11 protein-coding genes and 1 riboswitch are annotated in these 15273 nt (G+C 69.0%); of the genes, 7 read left to right on the top strand and 4 right to left on the bottom strand.

Annotated elements, in window-relative coordinates; genetic code table 11:
• Positions 1–62 precede the first annotated feature (62 nt).
• On the top strand, positions 63–956 hold the full coding sequence (locus QHF83_RS38360; RefSeq protein ID WP_282423025.1) for a serine/threonine-protein kinase: 894 nt from the start codon (positions 63–65) through the stop codon (positions 954–956).
• A gap of 31 nt (positions 957–987) precedes the next feature.
• Positions 988–2499: a serine/threonine-protein kinase gene (locus QHF83_RS38365; RefSeq protein ID WP_282423026.1), complete on the top strand. Its 1512-nt coding sequence runs from the start codon at positions 988–990 to the stop codon at positions 2497–2499.
• Positions 2500–2628: 129 nt separating this feature from the next.
• On the opposite strand, the gene QHF83_RS38370 is transcribed toward QHF83_RS38365, so the two are convergent.
• From QHF83_RS38370 to QHF83_RS38380, 3 genes are all read right to left on the bottom strand, one after another.
• Positions 2629–4839 (bottom strand): cyclic nucleotide-binding domain-containing protein, encoded by a 2211-nt coding sequence (locus QHF83_RS38370; protein WP_282423027.1) that lies wholly within the window; start codon positions 4837–4839, stop codon positions 2629–2631.
• Positions 4791–6335 carry an NAD(P)-binding domain-containing protein gene (locus tag QHF83_RS38375; protein ID WP_282423028.1) on the bottom strand — a complete coding sequence of 515 codons (1545 nt, stop codon included), beginning with the start codon at positions 6333–6335 and terminating at the stop codon, positions 4791–4793. Before QHF83_RS38375 ends, QHF83_RS38370 begins: the two co-directional genes overlap by 49 nt.
• Positions 6336–6417: 82 nt before the next feature.
• Positions 6418–7620, bottom strand: coding sequence for a cytochrome P450 (locus QHF83_RS38380; RefSeq protein ID WP_282423029.1), 1203 nt, complete (start codon positions 7618–7620; stop codon positions 6418–6420).
• 122 nt (positions 7621–7742) lie between these two features.
• Between QHF83_RS38380 and QHF83_RS38385 the strand changes: the two genes are divergently transcribed.
• Positions 7743–8348 (top strand): TetR/AcrR family transcriptional regulator, encoded by a 606-nt coding sequence (locus tag QHF83_RS38385; RefSeq protein WP_282423030.1) that lies wholly within the window; start codon positions 7743–7745, stop codon positions 8346–8348.
• A 326-nt stretch (positions 8349–8674) separates the two neighbouring features.
• On the opposite strand, the gene thiC is transcribed toward QHF83_RS38385, so the two are convergent.
• Positions 8675–10555 carry a phosphomethylpyrimidine synthase ThiC gene (thiC, locus tag QHF83_RS38390; protein WP_282423031.1) on the bottom strand — a complete coding sequence of 627 codons (1881 nt, stop codon included), beginning with the start codon at positions 10553–10555 and terminating at the stop codon, positions 8675–8677.
• Positions 10544–10658: riboswitch (TPP riboswitch) on the bottom strand. (Overlaps the previous gene by 12 nt.)
• A gap of 102 nt (positions 10659–10760) precedes the next feature.
• On the opposite strand from thiC, the gene QHF83_RS38395 reads away from it, so the two are divergent.
• The 4 genes from QHF83_RS38395 (at position 10761) to QHF83_RS38410 (ending at position 14995) form a co-directional block, all read left to right on the top strand.
• Positions 10761–11246 (top strand): nuclear transport factor 2 family protein, encoded by a 486-nt coding sequence (locus tag QHF83_RS38395; protein ID WP_282423032.1) that lies wholly within the window; start codon positions 10761–10763, stop codon positions 11244–11246.
• A 451-nt stretch (positions 11247–11697) separates the two neighbouring features.
• Positions 11698–13710, top strand: coding sequence for a lysyl oxidase family protein (locus QHF83_RS38400; protein ID WP_282423033.1), 2013 nt, complete (start codon positions 11698–11700; stop codon positions 13708–13710).
• A 5-nt stretch (positions 13711–13715) separates the two neighbouring features.
• Positions 13716–14501 carry a glycerophosphodiester phosphodiesterase gene (locus QHF83_RS38405; protein ID WP_282423034.1) on the top strand — a complete coding sequence of 262 codons (786 nt, stop codon included), beginning with the start codon at positions 13716–13718 and terminating at the stop codon, positions 14499–14501.
• A 92-nt stretch (positions 14502–14593) separates the two neighbouring features.
• On the top strand, positions 14594–14995 hold the full coding sequence (locus QHF83_RS38410; RefSeq protein WP_282423035.1) for a hypothetical protein: 402 nt from the start codon (positions 14594–14596) through the stop codon (positions 14993–14995).
• Positions 14996–15273 lie beyond the last annotated feature (278 nt).

Here is a 15273-nt window from a genome sequence, read left to right on the forward strand (position 1 = left end):
GGGGCGCCTTCGGTATCGTACGAGCCTACCGCGGCCGGAAGGCGCGGGAGACGAGGAGCGCCATGTCGTATCGAGCGGGTGATGTCATCGACGGTCGGTACAAGCTCCTCGACCTCATCGGCAGCGGCGGCCACGGCTACGTGTTCCGGGCCGAGGACATGGACCTCAGCGCGCCCGTCGCCGTGAAGTGCCTCCTGCCGAACATCACGAGCGAGCCCGTCTTCACGACGCGCATCGCCCGCGAGGCCCGCGCGATGGGCTTGCTCAGCGGCACGGCCGCGACGCAGATCCTCGCCTTCAACCGCTCGGACAACGGCACGCTCTACATCGTGATGGAGCTGCTCGAGGGCAAGGATCTCGAGGCCTACGTGCGCGGCGTCGAGGCGAAAGGCGGGCCCATGCCCATCGATCGCGCGCTCGAGATCATGCGGCCCGTCGCCGAGACGCTCTCCGCCGCGCACGCGCGCGGCATCGTGCACCGCGACGTCAAACCCGCGAACATCTTCGTCCTGCGCACGCGCGCGCGGGGCCGCGTGCGGCTGCTCGACTTCGGTCTCGCCAAGGAGGTCGGTGGTTTCACGGTGACGCGCGACGGCACCATCGCCGGATCTCCGACGTACATGGCGCCCGAGATCTGGGCGGGCAAACCCAAGGACCTCGATCACCGCGCCGACGTCTACTCGTTCGGCGCCGTCGTCTTCCGCATGATCGGCGGCAGGCTCCCGTTCCCCGCGCGCAAGATGGTGGAACTTTTGCGCGCTGTCTCGACGGACCCGCGCCCGAGCCTGCTCGCGCTCCGGCCCGATCTGCCGGAGGCCGTGGATCCGTGGGTCGCGCGTGTGCTCGCGAGCCAGCCGGCGCACCGCTTCACGTCGATGCAGGAGGCGTGGACAGAGCTCTGCAAGGCGCTCGGTCGCGCCACGGAGCTCGAGGACGACGATCTCGGCTTGCCTTGAATCGGCGTTTGTCTGCCCTTACCCTCGGCACATGTCGGACCCCGGCGCGGACACGGTGCCGATCTTTCTTCTCGCCCCCGCGCAGCTCTTCCACGAGCGATACCGCATCGTGCGCACCATCCGCACGGGCGGAATGGGCGCGGTCTACGAGGCCACGGACGAACGCACGGCCGGCCGCCGCGCCCTGAAGATCATCCACCCGACCCTGCTCGCCGAGCACGCGGACTTCAAGGCGCGCTTCGAGCGCGAGGCGCGGATCCTCGGGGAGCTCGAGAGTGATCACATCGTCCGCGTGATCGACGCCGGCGTGGACGCGCCCTCGGGTTTGCCCTTCCTCGCGATGGAGCTCCTGCGCGGGCGGGACCTCGGCATGATCGTCGCCGAGCGTGGCGCCCTGCCCCCCGGCGAGGTGCGCACCTACCTCGCGCAAGCCGCGTTCGCGCTCGACAAGACGCACGCGGCGGGCGTCGTGCACCGCGACATCAAGCCCGACAACCTCTTTCTCACGTACCGCGACGACGGCTCGCCGTGCCTCAAGCTGCTCGACTTCGGCATCGCCAAGGCGGACGGCCACCTCGGCATCGGGATGCAGACGAAGACGATCCTCGGCAGCCCCTACTTCATGGCGCCCGAGCAGATCTTCATGGACCAGCCCATCGGCCTCGCCGTCGACGTCTACGCGCTCGGGCACACGGCGTTCATGCTGCTCGTCGGCGCGCCGTACTGGGCCGAGGAGTTCGAGAAGGCGCCGTCGATCATCACGCTCGCGCGTTGCCTCGACAACCCGCTGCCCGAGCCCCCCGCGACGCGGGCATGGCGGCGTCACGCCGTGGAGCTGCCCGCGGGGGTCGACGCCTGGTTTTTTCGGTGCGTCGCGCGGAACCCGGGCGATCGATTCCCGAGCGCCTCCGCCGCGATCGTCGCGCTCTCCGAGGTCCTCTTCCCCGCGGACGCCCTGGGCCCGAGCTACTCGACGCCGCCTCCGCCGCGGGAGCCCTACATTTCGGTGTCGTACGAGTCGACGCCGCCGCCCCCCCCGGCGCGCAGCTCCCGCCCCTCGACCCCGCCGTCGAGCGAGGAGACGAAGCACCCGACGCCGTCACGGACGAGCCGGCATTCGACGCCGCCGAGCTCGCTGGACCGGGTGAAGTCGTCCGTGTCGCGGCCCCGGAGCGGGCACGCGATCCGCGTGGACCGGGAGCGCAGGCTCGTGCGGCTTTCGGTGTGGGGCTTCTGGACCGTGGATCAGGCGCGGGCCTACTACGAGGAGTTCGCGCGCGTGACGCAGCCGCTCTGGGGCAAGCGCTGGCGCGTCCTCGCGGACACCTCGGACTTCGCGGCCCAGAAGCCCGACGTGAGCGCGTTCGTGGAGCGGACGATGGAGGTCGCCCAGAAGAACGGCTGCATCCGGGCCGCGAACATCGTGTCGAGCACGCTGACGAAGATGCAGCTCGCGCGCATGTCCGCCGAGCAAGGCCTGCCCTCGTTCGCATTCTTCCAGGACGAGGCCGAAGCCATGGTCTGGCTGCTCGACGGCACGTAGGGTGTGGTTTCAAAGCGTAGCGCCGGGGTTTCACCCCGGGCCCGACCAGGGGTTGTCCACCCCTGGACCCGGACCAGGCACGGCCTGGACCGAGGGTGCATCGACCGCGATGCGGTCGATGCACCCGATTCAACCGAGCAAGAACTTGCGGATCCGACCCGCGAGCCCGTCCGTGCTCGTCGGCCTCGTGCGGCCTTCCCGATCGAGCTGCCGCGCAGCGATGAGCAGGCCGAGCTCGACCACGAGCTGCGGCCGTGACTCGATGATCGGCGCGAGCGCCTGCTTGCTGATCTCGTAGAGCGTCGACTCGCAGGTCGTACGCACGGTGGCGGTGCGGTCGCACCCCGTGAGCAGCGCGACCTCCCCGAAGACGGCGCCGCGCTCCAGCGTGGCCACGGCGACGTCCTGGCCGCCCTGCTGGCGCACGAGGACCTCGACCGTGCCCGAAGCGAGGATGAAGAGCGACGAACCCCGGTCGCCCTCGCGCACCACGCGATCATGCGGGCCGTAGACGACGGGGCGCGTCTTCTGCGCGAGCCGCTCGACTTCGCGATCCGTGAGCGGCTTGAAGACCGGCACGCGGCGGAGGAGCGCCGCGATGTCGGCATGCGTGGGCTCGGGCCCGAGCGAGAGCGGCTCGGCCGCGTCGAGCCCGCCGCCGTAGCCGTCGCGACGCTGCAGGGCATCGACGAGGGAGCTGTCGCCGCGCATGTACGCCTCGAAGAGGCTCGCGGTGCGCGGGATGCACTCGTCGCCCGTGTGATCCATGAGCCCGCGCTCGCGGGCGAAGCGCGCGACCTCGTTCATCGACTGGCGGTACTGCCGGCACGCCGAGGGGAAGAGGCCGTCCTGATCCCCGAAGGCCCCCGTCAGCGACTCGGGGAGCGCGTAGCTGCCGAAGACGCCGCGCTGGTGCCACATGGCGAAGTCGCGCGTGCGTTGGTCGAGCCAACCGAGCTCGGGGAACGCGGCGAGGCCGTTCTTGAGGACCGCGCGCTCGGCGTCGCGGAAGACGCGGTGCCAGGTCTCCTGCGCGTTCTCGACGTTCGGCCCGGCGAGCGCGATGGCGTGCTTCAGGTCCTCGTGGTGCGCGTGCAGGAACGCGAGCGTCGCCTTCTGCTTGCGCAAGAGGTTCGCGAAGCTCACGGGCCCGGCCGCGAGCAGATCCGACGAGCGCGGGACGATCTCGCGCATGGCCCAGACCCGCCTCCACGCCGTGACGTCGAGCCGCTCGCGGATCTTGGCGAAGACCGGGCTCTTCTCGAACACCTGGCGCTCGGCCGGCGAGAGCAGATCCGGGTGCTCGGCCCGCACGGCCTCGAAGATGCCGAGGCACGTGAGCAGCTCCAGGTACAGCCCGACGCGCAGGAGCCACGCGGGATCGGGGAGGTTTCGCCGCTGCTCGCCGAGGTCCTGCCGGATGGCGTGCAGGTAGAGCATCGCCTTGTCGGTCCCGATCGTGAGGACCGGGAACCACGGGTGGTATCCGACGTGCAGATCCGGGATGTCCAGCGCGTCGGCCTGCAGCTTGGTGTCGGCCGGGATGAGCCGCTCGCAGAGCCGCGCGTAGAGCGATCCGAAGCGGCCCGTGTCGTAGATCTCGGCCTCGATCGTGTCTGCGGCGACGTACTTGTTGCCCTCCGTGTGCAGGGCGAGCGTGACGCGCAGCTTCTGGTGGAAGAGGTGCGCGAACGTGAACGGATCGGCGCCGTCGGGCGTGCGCGCGCGCAGGGAGGGCGCGACCTCGGACCAGTCGTAGCCGCGCCCCTCGGGGCAGCCTTCGCGGCGCGGCAGGAGGGCCTCTGGGTTCAACGTCGCCGCGTAGACGGTCTTGTAGAACTCGTTCCACGACGCCTCCTCGATCGCGGGGAACGGGTACGCGGCGGCCGAGACGACCTGCGGCTTGAGCACGATGCCCGAAAGCCCCGGGACGGGGCACGCCGCGCCGTCGCCCTCGACGTGCGGCAGGAACTCGACCGACATGCGGACCTCGAACGATCGCTGGAACGGCGCGACGTACGCGTAGAGGTCCTTCACCTGGTAGAGCAGGCAGAGGTCGTCGGTGTGCGCGCCGTTTGCCGCGGTCGACACGAGGCCCGCGTGCTCGCTCGCGCCGAGCCCGGGGCCGAGCGCCTCGTCCATCGGCCTTCGGCCCGCCTCGAACGGGACGATCTCGATCGCCGGCTCGAGCTCGGCGGACTCCTCCATCGGGTCCTTGCGCGACTCGAGCTCGCGCATGTACGCGCGCACGAACGCGAGCTTGTCCTCCCAGGACATGCCCGCGACGGGGCTCAGGAGAAGGCGCTTGAAGAGCTTCTTGAAGTCTCGGGGGTTCTGCATGCTTCGTCGCGATCACGCGCCTCTCGGGCGCGCGCATCGAGCTCCTCCTCGAGGTCCGCGTAGAGCGAAGGATCCACCGGAAGGAGGAACTCGCGGAAGGGATTTTGCGGCAGCCTCCGCACCCGCGCCCCCATGTCCCGGCAAAGGTCGTCGATGTAGTGGAAGTTCCACGGCACGACGCAGGCGCCGCCCGTGAACGCGTCCGGCCGCTCGCGCTTGCGGAAGGCGATGTGCTCGTCGATGCGGGCGATCACCTCGTCGCGCGGCGGGAGCTTCATCCGGCCCCGGAAGAGCTCGCAGAGCCACCGCGCCCCGACCTCCGCGGTGAGCTGGCTGTAGAGGCTGTTGATGAAGCCGCAGAAACCGAGGCCCGGGACGTCGGGGTGGTAGATGCCACGATAGAGCCGGAACGTGCCCTCCTCGTCCTGCACGACGCGCTGGAGCGAGGGTTCGAGGAAGGGGAACTCCTGGCGAAAGCCCGTCCCGAAGATCACGACGTCGGCCGGGATGCGCTTGCCGTCCGAGGTCTCGACGGCGCCTTCGTGGTACCGCGCGATCTCGCCTCGGTGGAGCTTCAGCGCCCCGCGCGCGGCGGCCTCGTAGAAGCCCACGGGCGCCATGTTGAGCGAGCAACCGACGTTGCGGAGGGACATCTCGGGCCGGAGGCCGGTCTTCGTGAGCCCGAGGTCCTTGTCGAGCGCGCCCATGACCTGGTTCCAGTACCAGGCGACGAACCCGCCGGCCTTTTCGTGCAGCGCGCGCTCGAAGCCCTCCGCGTGCGGGTACAGGAAAAACATCTCGGAGAAGCGGTTCAGGAGCAGGAACTTCGTGGGCACGACCCCGAACAGGAACCGCGGCGCCTTCCAGGCGACGCTCCGGTGGACGAGCGTCACCTCGCGCGCGGGCTCCACCGCGACGGACGCCACGTCGCACGCCGACTTCGAGAACCCCACGACGACCACACGTTTGCCCCGCACGACGCTCGTGTCGTGGAACGCCGTCGTGTGCAGCACGCGGCCGCCGTTCGCCTCGAACGCCTCGCGGCCGGGCGCCTCGGGGATGTACGGCCGGCTGAAGAGCCCGCTCGAGATGATCACCTGGTCGAAGGCGTGCGTCTTCCGCTCGGATTCGGGGGCGCCCACGGGCCGCGTGTCCACGGCAAACCCGCCTCCGTCACGGCGGCGGATCTCGCCCACCTGGGTGCGAAGGCGGACGCGCGGCGTGACGCCGAAATGGTCGGCGTAGCTCGAGAGATAGGCTTGAACCTGGGCGCCCTCGGGCCACTCGGGGTAGTGGCTGGGCATCGGGAAATCGGAGAATGCGTAGGTATCGCGGGCGTTTTGCGTCTGGAGGCCGGGGTAGCGGCGCGAGCGCGCCCAGACGCCGCCGACCTCGTCCTCCTTCTCGAACACCGTGACCTCGAAGCCGCCCCGCAGGAACGTCTTCGCGGCCACGAGCCCACTCAATCCGCCCCCGATGATGCCCACCGATGCCATACGCCCTCCCTGGTTCAAGAAAGAACCCGGATGCTACGGCAAAGGTGGGCCGAGGACCAGAGAGGCCGCCCGAAAGCCCTGATCACCAGGTGACGGGGAACTCGTGCATGCCGTAGACGGTGGAGCTGTCCTTGAACGAGAGCTGCTCGAAAGGCACGGCGGACCTGAGCTCGGGGATGCGGCGGAACAGCGTGTCGATGACGATCTGGAGCTCCAGCCGGGCGAGGTTCTGCCCGAGACACTGGTGCGGGCCGAAGCCGAACGCGAGGTGGTTGCGCGAGCCTCGCTCGAGGTCGAGCTCGTCGGCGTTCTCGAACACCTCGGGATCGCGGTTCGCCGTGTTGGCCAGGGCGAACACGCCTTCGCCGGCCTTGATGACCACGCCGCCGATTTCCACGTCGTCCGTGGCGACCCGACCGAGCGCGGACTCCGCAATGGTGAAGTACCGAAGGAGCTCCTCGACGGCCCCGATGGTCTTCGACGGGTCCTGCTTGATGGCGGCGAGCTTCTCCGGGTGCTGCAGCAGCACCAGCGTGCTCAGCGAGATCATGTTCGCGGTGGTCTCGTGTCCGGCGATGAGGAGCAGGAACGCCATGCTGACCATGCCCTCGAAATCGACGGCGCCGGTCTCGGCAAGCTGCTTCTGGATCTGGCGGCTCAGCAGATCCTCGGTGGGGCTCTGCGCCTTCGCGCCCACGAGCTTTCCGAGATACGTCATGAGCTCGACGACCGAGCCCATGATCACGTCGGCCGGCGTCTTCTGATTCACGATGAGCGAAGAGTGCTTCTGGAAGAAGTCGTGATCGCTGTAGGGCACGCCGAGCAGCTCGCAAATGACGAGCGAGGGCACCGGCAAGGAGAGCGCCTGCACGAGGTCGACCGGGCGCGGCCCGGCGAGCATGGCGTCGATGTGCTCGTCCACGATTTGCTGGATGCGCGGCGCGAGCGCGTTGATCCGCTGGAGCGTGAACTCACCGAGCACGGCGCGGCGCGCCTGCCCGTGCTCGGGCGGGTCGAGCTCGAGCAGCATCGGCTTGAGGTCGCTCGACGGCGGGCGCTCGTGCGCCAGCGTGGGGAAATTGGGGTGGCGCCGGTTGGAGCTGAACCGAGGATCGGATAGGATCGTCCGGATGTCCTTGTGGCTCGTGGCGACCCATACGACCCGCCCATTGGGCAGTTTTACCTTGGCGATGGGCGTCTCTTCACGGAGCTTGCGATGCTCCGCGAGCGGCGCGTACGGGCAGGTTCGGCTGACAGGAAGCGTCGGGACGGCATCGGCTGACATGGTTCCACCTCGATTCGGGCGAAGAGCCTAGCCGATCGGCAAGCACAGCTCAAGCCGAGCGGCAAGTACGTGACCAGGGTCCAGCAGCCGGGGTACTGTCTGGCGTTCCGCGAGGAGAGCGCATGACCGCCGCCGGCACCGCCGCCACCGACACCCGATCAAGACTGCTCGACACCGCGCTGAAGCTGTTCAGCGAACACGGAGTGGAGGGCACGTCCCTGCAAATGATCGCCGACGAGCTCGGCGTCACGAAGGCCGCCGTCTACTACCACTTCAAGACGAAGGACGAGATCACGGAGGCCGTCGCCGCGCCCGGGGTCCAGGAGCTCGACCAGATCATCGAAGAGGCGCGCGCGCTACGGAGCCGGAGCGCGCAGATCGATCACGCACTCTCGGGTTTCGTCGAGCTCATCGTCCGCCAGCGCTCGCTGCTCGGCCTGTACAACAGCGACCCCTGCATTCAGCGGATCGTCAACCGGGCGTTCCGGACGCCGCACGGCGAGGACGTCAAAACCAGAATGAAGGCCGTACTCGCAGGCGAAAACCCGAACCTCGCCGACGCAATCGCGGTACACGTCGTGTTCACGGGCCTCGCGATGGTCGGCGGCGCGCCCGAATACGCAGGCATCGACGACGACACCCTGCGTGAGCACCTGCTCGAAGCAGGGCGGCGCCTACTCGGCCGCCCCCGCCGCAAGCGCCCAGACAACCACCCGCCCGGGCGCTGACGCAGAGCGGGGCGTCGCCCCGCACCCCAGCAGGGGGCTGTCCGCCCCCTGCACCCCGGACCAGCGCAAGCGCTGGACTCGGGGTCGATGAACTGCGCGATGCGCAGTTCATCGAACAGGCCCTGGCAAGACCGCGAGGCCTCGCCCATCGAGACAGCAGCGCTGCCCTGCGTGCTGGCGACGTCTTCCCTGTCGACAGCGCGCATCGCGCGCTGTCGCCCCGGGTCCAGCGCTTGCGCTGGTCCGGGTCCAGGGGTGGACAACCCCTGGTCGGGGTCCGGGGTGAAACCCCGGCGCTACGCTGTGGACCTCCCTGAGGCCCCTTCTCAGACCTTCCGGTAGATCTCGCTGCCGCCCTCGACGAACTCGGCGCTCTTCTCCTTCATGCCGCGCACGAGTGCCTTCTCTGGCAGGACCTCGCCTTTCTCGGCGGCGTATTTGCGCACGTCCTCGGTGATCTTCATCGAGCAGAAATGGGGGCCGCACATCGAGCAGAAATGGGCGACCTTGGCATTTTCGCTTGGGAGCGTCTCGTCGTGGAACGCGCGGGCTCGCTCGGGATCGAGGCCCAGGTTGAACTGGTCCTCCCAGCGGAACTCGAAGCGCGCCTTGCTCATCGCGTCGTCGCGCGCCTGCGCGCCCGGGTGACCCTTCGCGAGATCGGCTGCGTGCGCTGCGATCTTGTAGGTGATCACGCCCTCCTTCACGTCGTCCCGGTTTGGCAGGCCGAGGTGCTCCTTCGGCGTGACGTAACAGAGCATCGCCGTCCCGAACCAGCCGATCATCGCGGCGCCGATGCCGCTCGTGAAATGGTCGTAGCCGGGCGCGATGTCCGTCGTGAGCGGGCCGAGCGTGTAAAACGGCGCCTCGTGACAGATGCGGAGCTGCTCGGTCATGTTGTGCTCGATCATGTGCATCGGCACGTGGCCGGGGCCCTCGATCATGACCTGTACGTCGTGCTTCCAGGCGATCTGCGTGAGCTCGCCGAGCGTCGCGAGCTCGCCCATCTGCGCCTCGTCGTTCGCGTCCGCGATGCTGCCGGGCCGCAGGCCGTCGCCGAGCGAGAAGCTCACGTCGTAGGCCCGCATGATCTCGCAGATCTCCTCGAAATGCGTGTAGAGGAAGTTCTCCTCGTGGTGCGCGAGGCACCATTTCGCGAGGATCGAGCCGCCGCGCGAGACGATGCCCGTCAGTCGATTCGCCGTCAGCGGGACGTAGCGGAGCAAGACGCCCGCGTGAATCGTGAAGTAATCGACGCCCTGCTCGGCCTGCTCGATCAGCGTGTCGCGGTAGATCTCCCAGGTGAGGTCCTCGGCCTTGCCGCCGACCTTCTCGAGCGCCTGGTAAATCGGCACCGTGCCGATCGGGACCGGGGCATTGCGCAGGATCCACTCGCGCGTCTCGTGGATGTTCCGGCCCGTCGAGAGATCCATCACGGTATCGGCGCCCCAGCGGATGGACCAGACCATCTTCTCGACCTCCTCCTCGATCGAGGAGGTCACGGCGCTGTTGCCGATGTTCGCGTTGATCTTCACGAGGAAGTTCCGGCCGATGATCATCGGCTCGACCTCGGGGTGATTGACGTTCGCCGGGATGATCGCCCTGCCGCGGGCGACCTCGTCGCGAACGAACTCGGGCGTGATCTTTTCGGGGATCGACGCGCCGAACGAGCGCCCCGGGTGCTGCTTGCGAATGCGCTCCGCGGCCCGCTGCTGCTCGCGGATCGCGACGAACTCCATCTCCGGCGTGATGATCCCGCGCCGCGCGTAATGCATCTGCGTCACGTTCTTCCCGGCCGCGGCGCGAAGCGGCCGCCGGGGCGCGTGAAACCGCAATGCGTCGAGCGAGCGATCGTCGAGGCGCTTCTGCCCGTACTCGGAGCTCACGCGCGGGAGCTCCACGACGTCCTCGCGCGAGCGGATCCACGCGGCCCGCAGCGGCGCGAGGCCCTTGCGGACGTCGATCTCGGCCTCGGGATCGGTGTACGGGCCGCTCGTGTCGTAGACGCAGACGGGCGGGTTCGGCACGAGACGCACCGCGTCGCCGTAGCCTTCCCGCGTCGGTGTTTGCGAGATTTCGCGCAGCGGGACGCGGAGGTCCGGGTGGAGGACGCCGGTCTGGTAGGACTTCTTCGATCCGGGCAGCGGCCCGCGCGTGATGGTCTGGAGGCGGGCCTCGTCGACCCGCTGCTGTTTCACGGTGCTCATGACACTTCCCTCCGCCGGTACGAACCGGTTCAGGTTCCAAGGGTTCGACCCGCCACAAAAAACGCGGAGGCCGTCTCAGCCCGAGGCTCCCCTAGGTCGAGCGGTGGGTCTGGACGAAGCTCGGCCCGGCGTCAACGCCCGAACGACACGCCCGGCCCTCCGGCTTGACGGCCCGGCCGGCCCGTGGTCCGCTCGCCCGCCTGCCATGCACCCGAATCAAGCCTTGATCGAGCAATTTTATCGGGCGTTCCAGAAGCGCGACGCCGAGGGAATGATCGCCTGTTATCACCGGGACGTCACGTTCTCGGACGTGGTCTTCGTGGGCCTCGACGCGGCCGAGGCGCGCGGGATGTGGCGCATGCTCTGCGAGCGAGGGAAAGACCTCACGCTCGAATTCAGCGACGTGCGCGCCGACGATTCCACGGGCAGCGCGCACTGGGAGGCCCACTACTCGTTCTCGGCGACCGGCAGGCACGTGCACAACGTGATCGACGCGTCGTTCGAGTTCAAAGACGGGAAGATCTTCCGTCACACGGATCGCTTCGACCTCTGGCGCTGGACACGGATGGCGCTCGGGCCTGCGGGGCTCGTCCTCGGCTGGACGCCCATCCTCAAGAACGCGGTGCGCAAAAAGGCACGCAAGGGGCTCGCCGACTACATGGCGCAGAACCCGGAGCCCTCGCGAGGCTAGGCACACACGCGTGATCGGCGCCCCCCAGGGCGTGCAGGGAGAGGACATCGTTCCGAAAGCGATGTCCTCGGGGGCCGAGGCAGCGCTCGCAAGCCGTGCGAAGGCCGCCTCGGCGCCGAGGGAGCGCCGTGCAACTCGGATCAGCGTCGACTCGGGTGCCGAGGGTGACCTCGGCAAAGCGGAATTTGTAAGCTCGGCATCAGGGAGAGGCACGGGAGCGGCGGCAAGAGCGGCCTCGCCGGCGAGGCCACCGCGTCGAGAAATGCGGGACCCGCCTCGGGTGGCGAGGCCGTGTCGGGCAGGTCGAAGAGCGGCGCCGGGGTGGCCGAGGGGGCGGGCGCCGTGAAATCCGCCCGTGTTCGCGCGTGGATCACGCCGCGGGTCCGCTTATCATGCGAGCTCCGAGGGCCGCGCTCTCGGCCCGTTCCGGACTCCAAAGGCGAGGCTTCGCATGCGATATCGACGGCTGATCCCGCTCTGCTTTCTCCCGGCCCTCCACGTGGTCGTCCCCGGCTGTTCGGACGACGTCTCCGAGTTCGCGATCGCGGACGGGGTCGTCACGATCGACGCGCGCGCCAAGCCCGGCGCCGCCATCAACGTCAAGGTCGACGCACGAAACAGCGGGCAAGCGACGTGGGTGCCCGGCGAGGTCACGCTCACGCTCCCGGAGGGGCAAGGTTTTCCGAGCGCGTCGCTCGCGCTCTCCGGCGAGGTGGAACCGGAGGGCCGCGGCACGTTCACGGGCACGCTGACGGCGCCCGTGCGCACGGGTCTCTTCAAGCTGAACTTCGACGCACAATACGACGGCGCGAGATTCGGCTCGCCGATCACGTCGCCCCCGACGGAGCTCACGTGCAGCGACGGCATCTACTGCAACGGCGCGGAGCGGCTCGTCGCGGGCCAGTGCGTGAACGGGACGGACCCGTGCGAAGACGGCGCCGAATGCACGACGGACACGTGCGACGAGGCCACGGACACCTGCAAGCACGAGCTCGGGCCGGGGTGTGCGTCGTGCACGTCGGATTGCACGCCCGACTGCGCGGGCAAGGTCTGCGGCGACGACGGCTGCGGCGGGAGCTGCGGGAGCTGTCCCATGGGTCAGGCGTGCGCGAACGCGACGAACGAGTGCAAACCCGCGAACCAGCCGGGCTCCTGCGCGGCGCCGCTCGAGCTGCTCCCGGCGGGCACGGCGTTCCTCGGGGTCCACCAGATCACGGGGGACACGACGAACGGCCTGCACGAGGTCGTGCCGACGTGCAACTCGACGAGCACGGCGGTGGAGACGGTCTACAAGTTCACGCTGACGGAGAAGATGGGCATCGAGGCGCGCGTGTCCGGCTACGACACGGTGATTCACCTCCGGAAAGAGGATCCGGCGACGCCCGCGAACGAATGCCTGGACAACAAGCCCGCGGCGACCGTGGGCTGCAGCGACGACGCGTCGCCGCCCGGCAATTACGGCTCGCGCGTGGACGCGGGCCTCGATGTGGGGACGTATTACCTCATCGTCGACGGGTTCGACGCCTCCCAGTACGGCGCGTTCGATCTGCAGGTGAAGTTCACGGCGAACGGCTGCGTGCCGCATTGCGACGGCCTGTATTGCGGCACGGACGACGGCTGCGGCGGCGACTGCGGGACGTGCGATACGGGCTTCGCCTGCTCGGCCGAGGGCAAATGCCGGCCCGACCCGTGCGTGCCGGATTGCAAGGACAAGCAATGCGGCGACGACGGCTGCGGCGGGACGTGCGGGTCGTGCGCCGAGGGCTCGCTCTGCGTGCCGGCGACGTCGAAATGCCAGGTGTTCGCGGACTGCAACAACGAGGCGCCGGTGTGCGACCCGCCCTGCGGCGCGGGCGAGTTCTGCGGGACGGACTGCGGCTGCCACGCGGCGAACGAGCCGATGGCGGATCTCGTGATCGACGAGAAGCGGCTCGCCGAGGAGATCCTCTTCGACAAGCTCGACGTGAGCCCGAACTCGTGCGCGTTCATCGAGGAGTGCGTGGGCGGGACGGGCGAGCGGAAGCTCCTGCGCTTCAGCGTGGAGGCGAAGAACCAGGGCATGGCGACGCTGACGGTGCCGCCGCCGGCGGAGCGGCCGGATCTGTTCCTGTTCTCGCCCTGCCACGGGCATTACCACTTCAACGGGTTCGCGACGTACGCGCTGCTCGACAAGGCGGGCAACGAGGTCGTGACCGGGCGCAAGCAGGCGTATTGCATGGAGGACACGCAGCAGATCGCCTTCGGCCCGAACGTGGGCTGCAACAAGATCTACACGTGCGAGGATCAAGGCATCCAGCGCGGCTGGTCGGATCTCTACGGCAACACGCTCGATTGCCAGTGGCTCGACATCACGGACGTGCCGGCGGGTGAGTACTTCATCCAGGTGAAGCTCAACCCGAGCCGCGAGTTCGAAGAGGTGAGCCTCGACAACAACACGGCCACGGTGCCAGTAACGATTCCCTGATCGCCATGCATTACAAGGACGGCCCCCGCCCCCGCCTGTTCGCGCACCGCGGCGCCTCCGGTACGGCGCCCGAGAACACGCTGCCCGCCTTCGCCGCCGCGCTCGCGGCGGGGGCGGACCGCCTCGAGCTCGACGTGCACCTCACAGCCGACGAGGAGGTGATCGTGCTGCACGACGAGGACGTGGCGCGCACGACGGACGGCGCGGGGCCGGCCTCGGAGAAACGTTTCTCCGAGATTCGCGAGCTCGACGCGGGATACGGGTTCCAGGATCCGGACGGCGCGCACCCGTTCCGAGGCCGCGGCATCCGGATCCCGACGCTCGCCGAGGTGCTGACATCCCTGCCGGGCGTGCCGCTCAACATCGAGCTGAAGGCGGACGAGGCGGCGCTGGTCTCCGCGGTGCAATGGGTGCTCGATCGGCACGACGGGCGGGAGCGGGTGCTCTTGACGGCAGAGCCGGGCTCCTTGATGGAGAAGATCCGGCGGCGGATCCCAGGGGTGCTAACCGGGATGTGCCTGCCCGAATCGCTGGAATTCCTCTGCAATGGGGGAAACCCGGGCTACGTGGCGCGGGGGTTCGCGTTGCAGGTGCCGACGAGCCTTCCGGGGATCCCGATCGTGACGCCGTATTTCGTGGAGGTCGCGCACGCGTGCGGGCTCGAGGTGCACGCGTGGGTGATCAACGAGGAGGCCGAGATGCGCGCGCTCCTCGCGATGGGCGTGGACGGGATCATGACGGACTTTCCGGAGCTCGGCGCAGAGGTGCTCGGGCGCCGGGCGGTCGATTGACGCCGGACGGACGGGCTCCATGTCCCGCAGCAGACGGGGCTGCCTGTCCGGCCAGGGGGGTCGGGCGCGGCATTCCCTCGGGGGGAGTCACCATGAAGAGCTACTGGGCCGGCGCCGCATTGCTGATCGCGGGCCTCTTCACGAGCGCGGCCGCCGACGCGGCTTGCACCAGGAATCCATTCCAGATGGGCTGGGACGCCGCGAATCAGGCGTGCCAGGACATCGCGCAGGGGTATACGCCCATGCCCTGGGGCCACAGGCGGCTCGCGAGCGGGGATTTCGTCCCGCTGCCGGAGCCGGAGCAGACCTGCACGTGGCAGGACGTCGTCGAATGCAAGAACGCGGCGGCCCAGTATCTCCGGCGGTTCCACAACCACGGCTGTGCCCGGCTCATCCGGCGCAACGTCCGGCTGACGAGCGCGACCGGCAGGCCCATCGGATCGGCCCAGCAGGTCTGGCGGACCTACGTCAACACGACGTGCAACCTGCCATAGCCCCGAGCATTGGTAGGCGCTTCGCCGGGGCGCTGCCCCGGACCCCGCGGGGGCTGTTCGCCCCTCGACCCGAACCAGGGCAAGCCCTGGACCATTTGGGAAGAACTGCGCGGTGCGCAGTTCTTCCACAGGCCGGTGGGACCGCCCCGCCCGTCGCCGGTCTCGACCGGGCCTGTGCGATGAACTGCGCATCGCGCAGTTCATCGTCCTGGGTCCAGCCCCTGGCTGGTCCGGGTGCAGGGGCGGACAGCCCCTGCTGGGGCCTGGGGCAACGCCCC

Source organism: Polyangium sp. 15x6 (genome assembly GCF_029960785.1).
Classification (GTDB): domain Bacteria; phylum Myxococcota_A; class Polyangia; order Polyangiales; family Polyangiaceae; genus Polyangium.

Excerpts from the sequence above, each read along its gene's own strand:
- QHF83_RS38360 (WP_282423025.1), top strand. The coding sequence starts at position 63 with ATGTCGTATCGAGCGGGTGATGTCATCGACGGTCGGTACAAGCTCCTC.
- QHF83_RS38365 (WP_282423026.1), top strand. The coding sequence starts at position 988 with ATGTCGGACCCCGGCGCGGACACGGTGCCGATCTTTCTTCTCGCCCCC.
- QHF83_RS38370 (WP_282423027.1), bottom strand. The coding sequence starts at position 4,839 with ATGCAGAACCCCCGAGACTTCAAGAAGCTCTTCAAGCGCCTTCTCCTG.
- QHF83_RS38375 (WP_282423028.1), bottom strand. The coding sequence starts at position 6,335 with ATGGCATCGGTGGGCATCATCGGGGGCGGATTGAGTGGGCTCGTGGCC.
- QHF83_RS38380 (WP_282423029.1), bottom strand. The coding sequence starts at position 7,620 with ATGTCAGCCGATGCCGTCCCGACGCTTCCTGTCAGCCGAACCTGCCCG.
- QHF83_RS38385 (WP_282423030.1), top strand. The coding sequence starts at position 7,743 with ATGACCGCCGCCGGCACCGCCGCCACCGACACCCGATCAAGACTGCTC.
- thiC (WP_282423031.1), bottom strand. The coding sequence starts at position 10,555 with ATGAGCACCGTGAAACAGCAGCGGGTCGACGAGGCCCGCCTCCAGACC.
- QHF83_RS38395 (WP_282423032.1), top strand. The coding sequence starts at position 10,761 with ATGCACCCGAATCAAGCCTTGATCGAGCAATTTTATCGGGCGTTCCAG.
- QHF83_RS38400 (WP_282423033.1), top strand. The coding sequence starts at position 11,698 with ATGCGATATCGACGGCTGATCCCGCTCTGCTTTCTCCCGGCCCTCCAC.
- QHF83_RS38405 (WP_282423034.1), top strand. The coding sequence starts at position 13,716 with ATGCATTACAAGGACGGCCCCCGCCCCCGCCTGTTCGCGCACCGCGGC.
- QHF83_RS38410 (WP_282423035.1), top strand. The coding sequence starts at position 14,594 with ATGAAGAGCTACTGGGCCGGCGCCGCATTGCTGATCGCGGGCCTCTTC.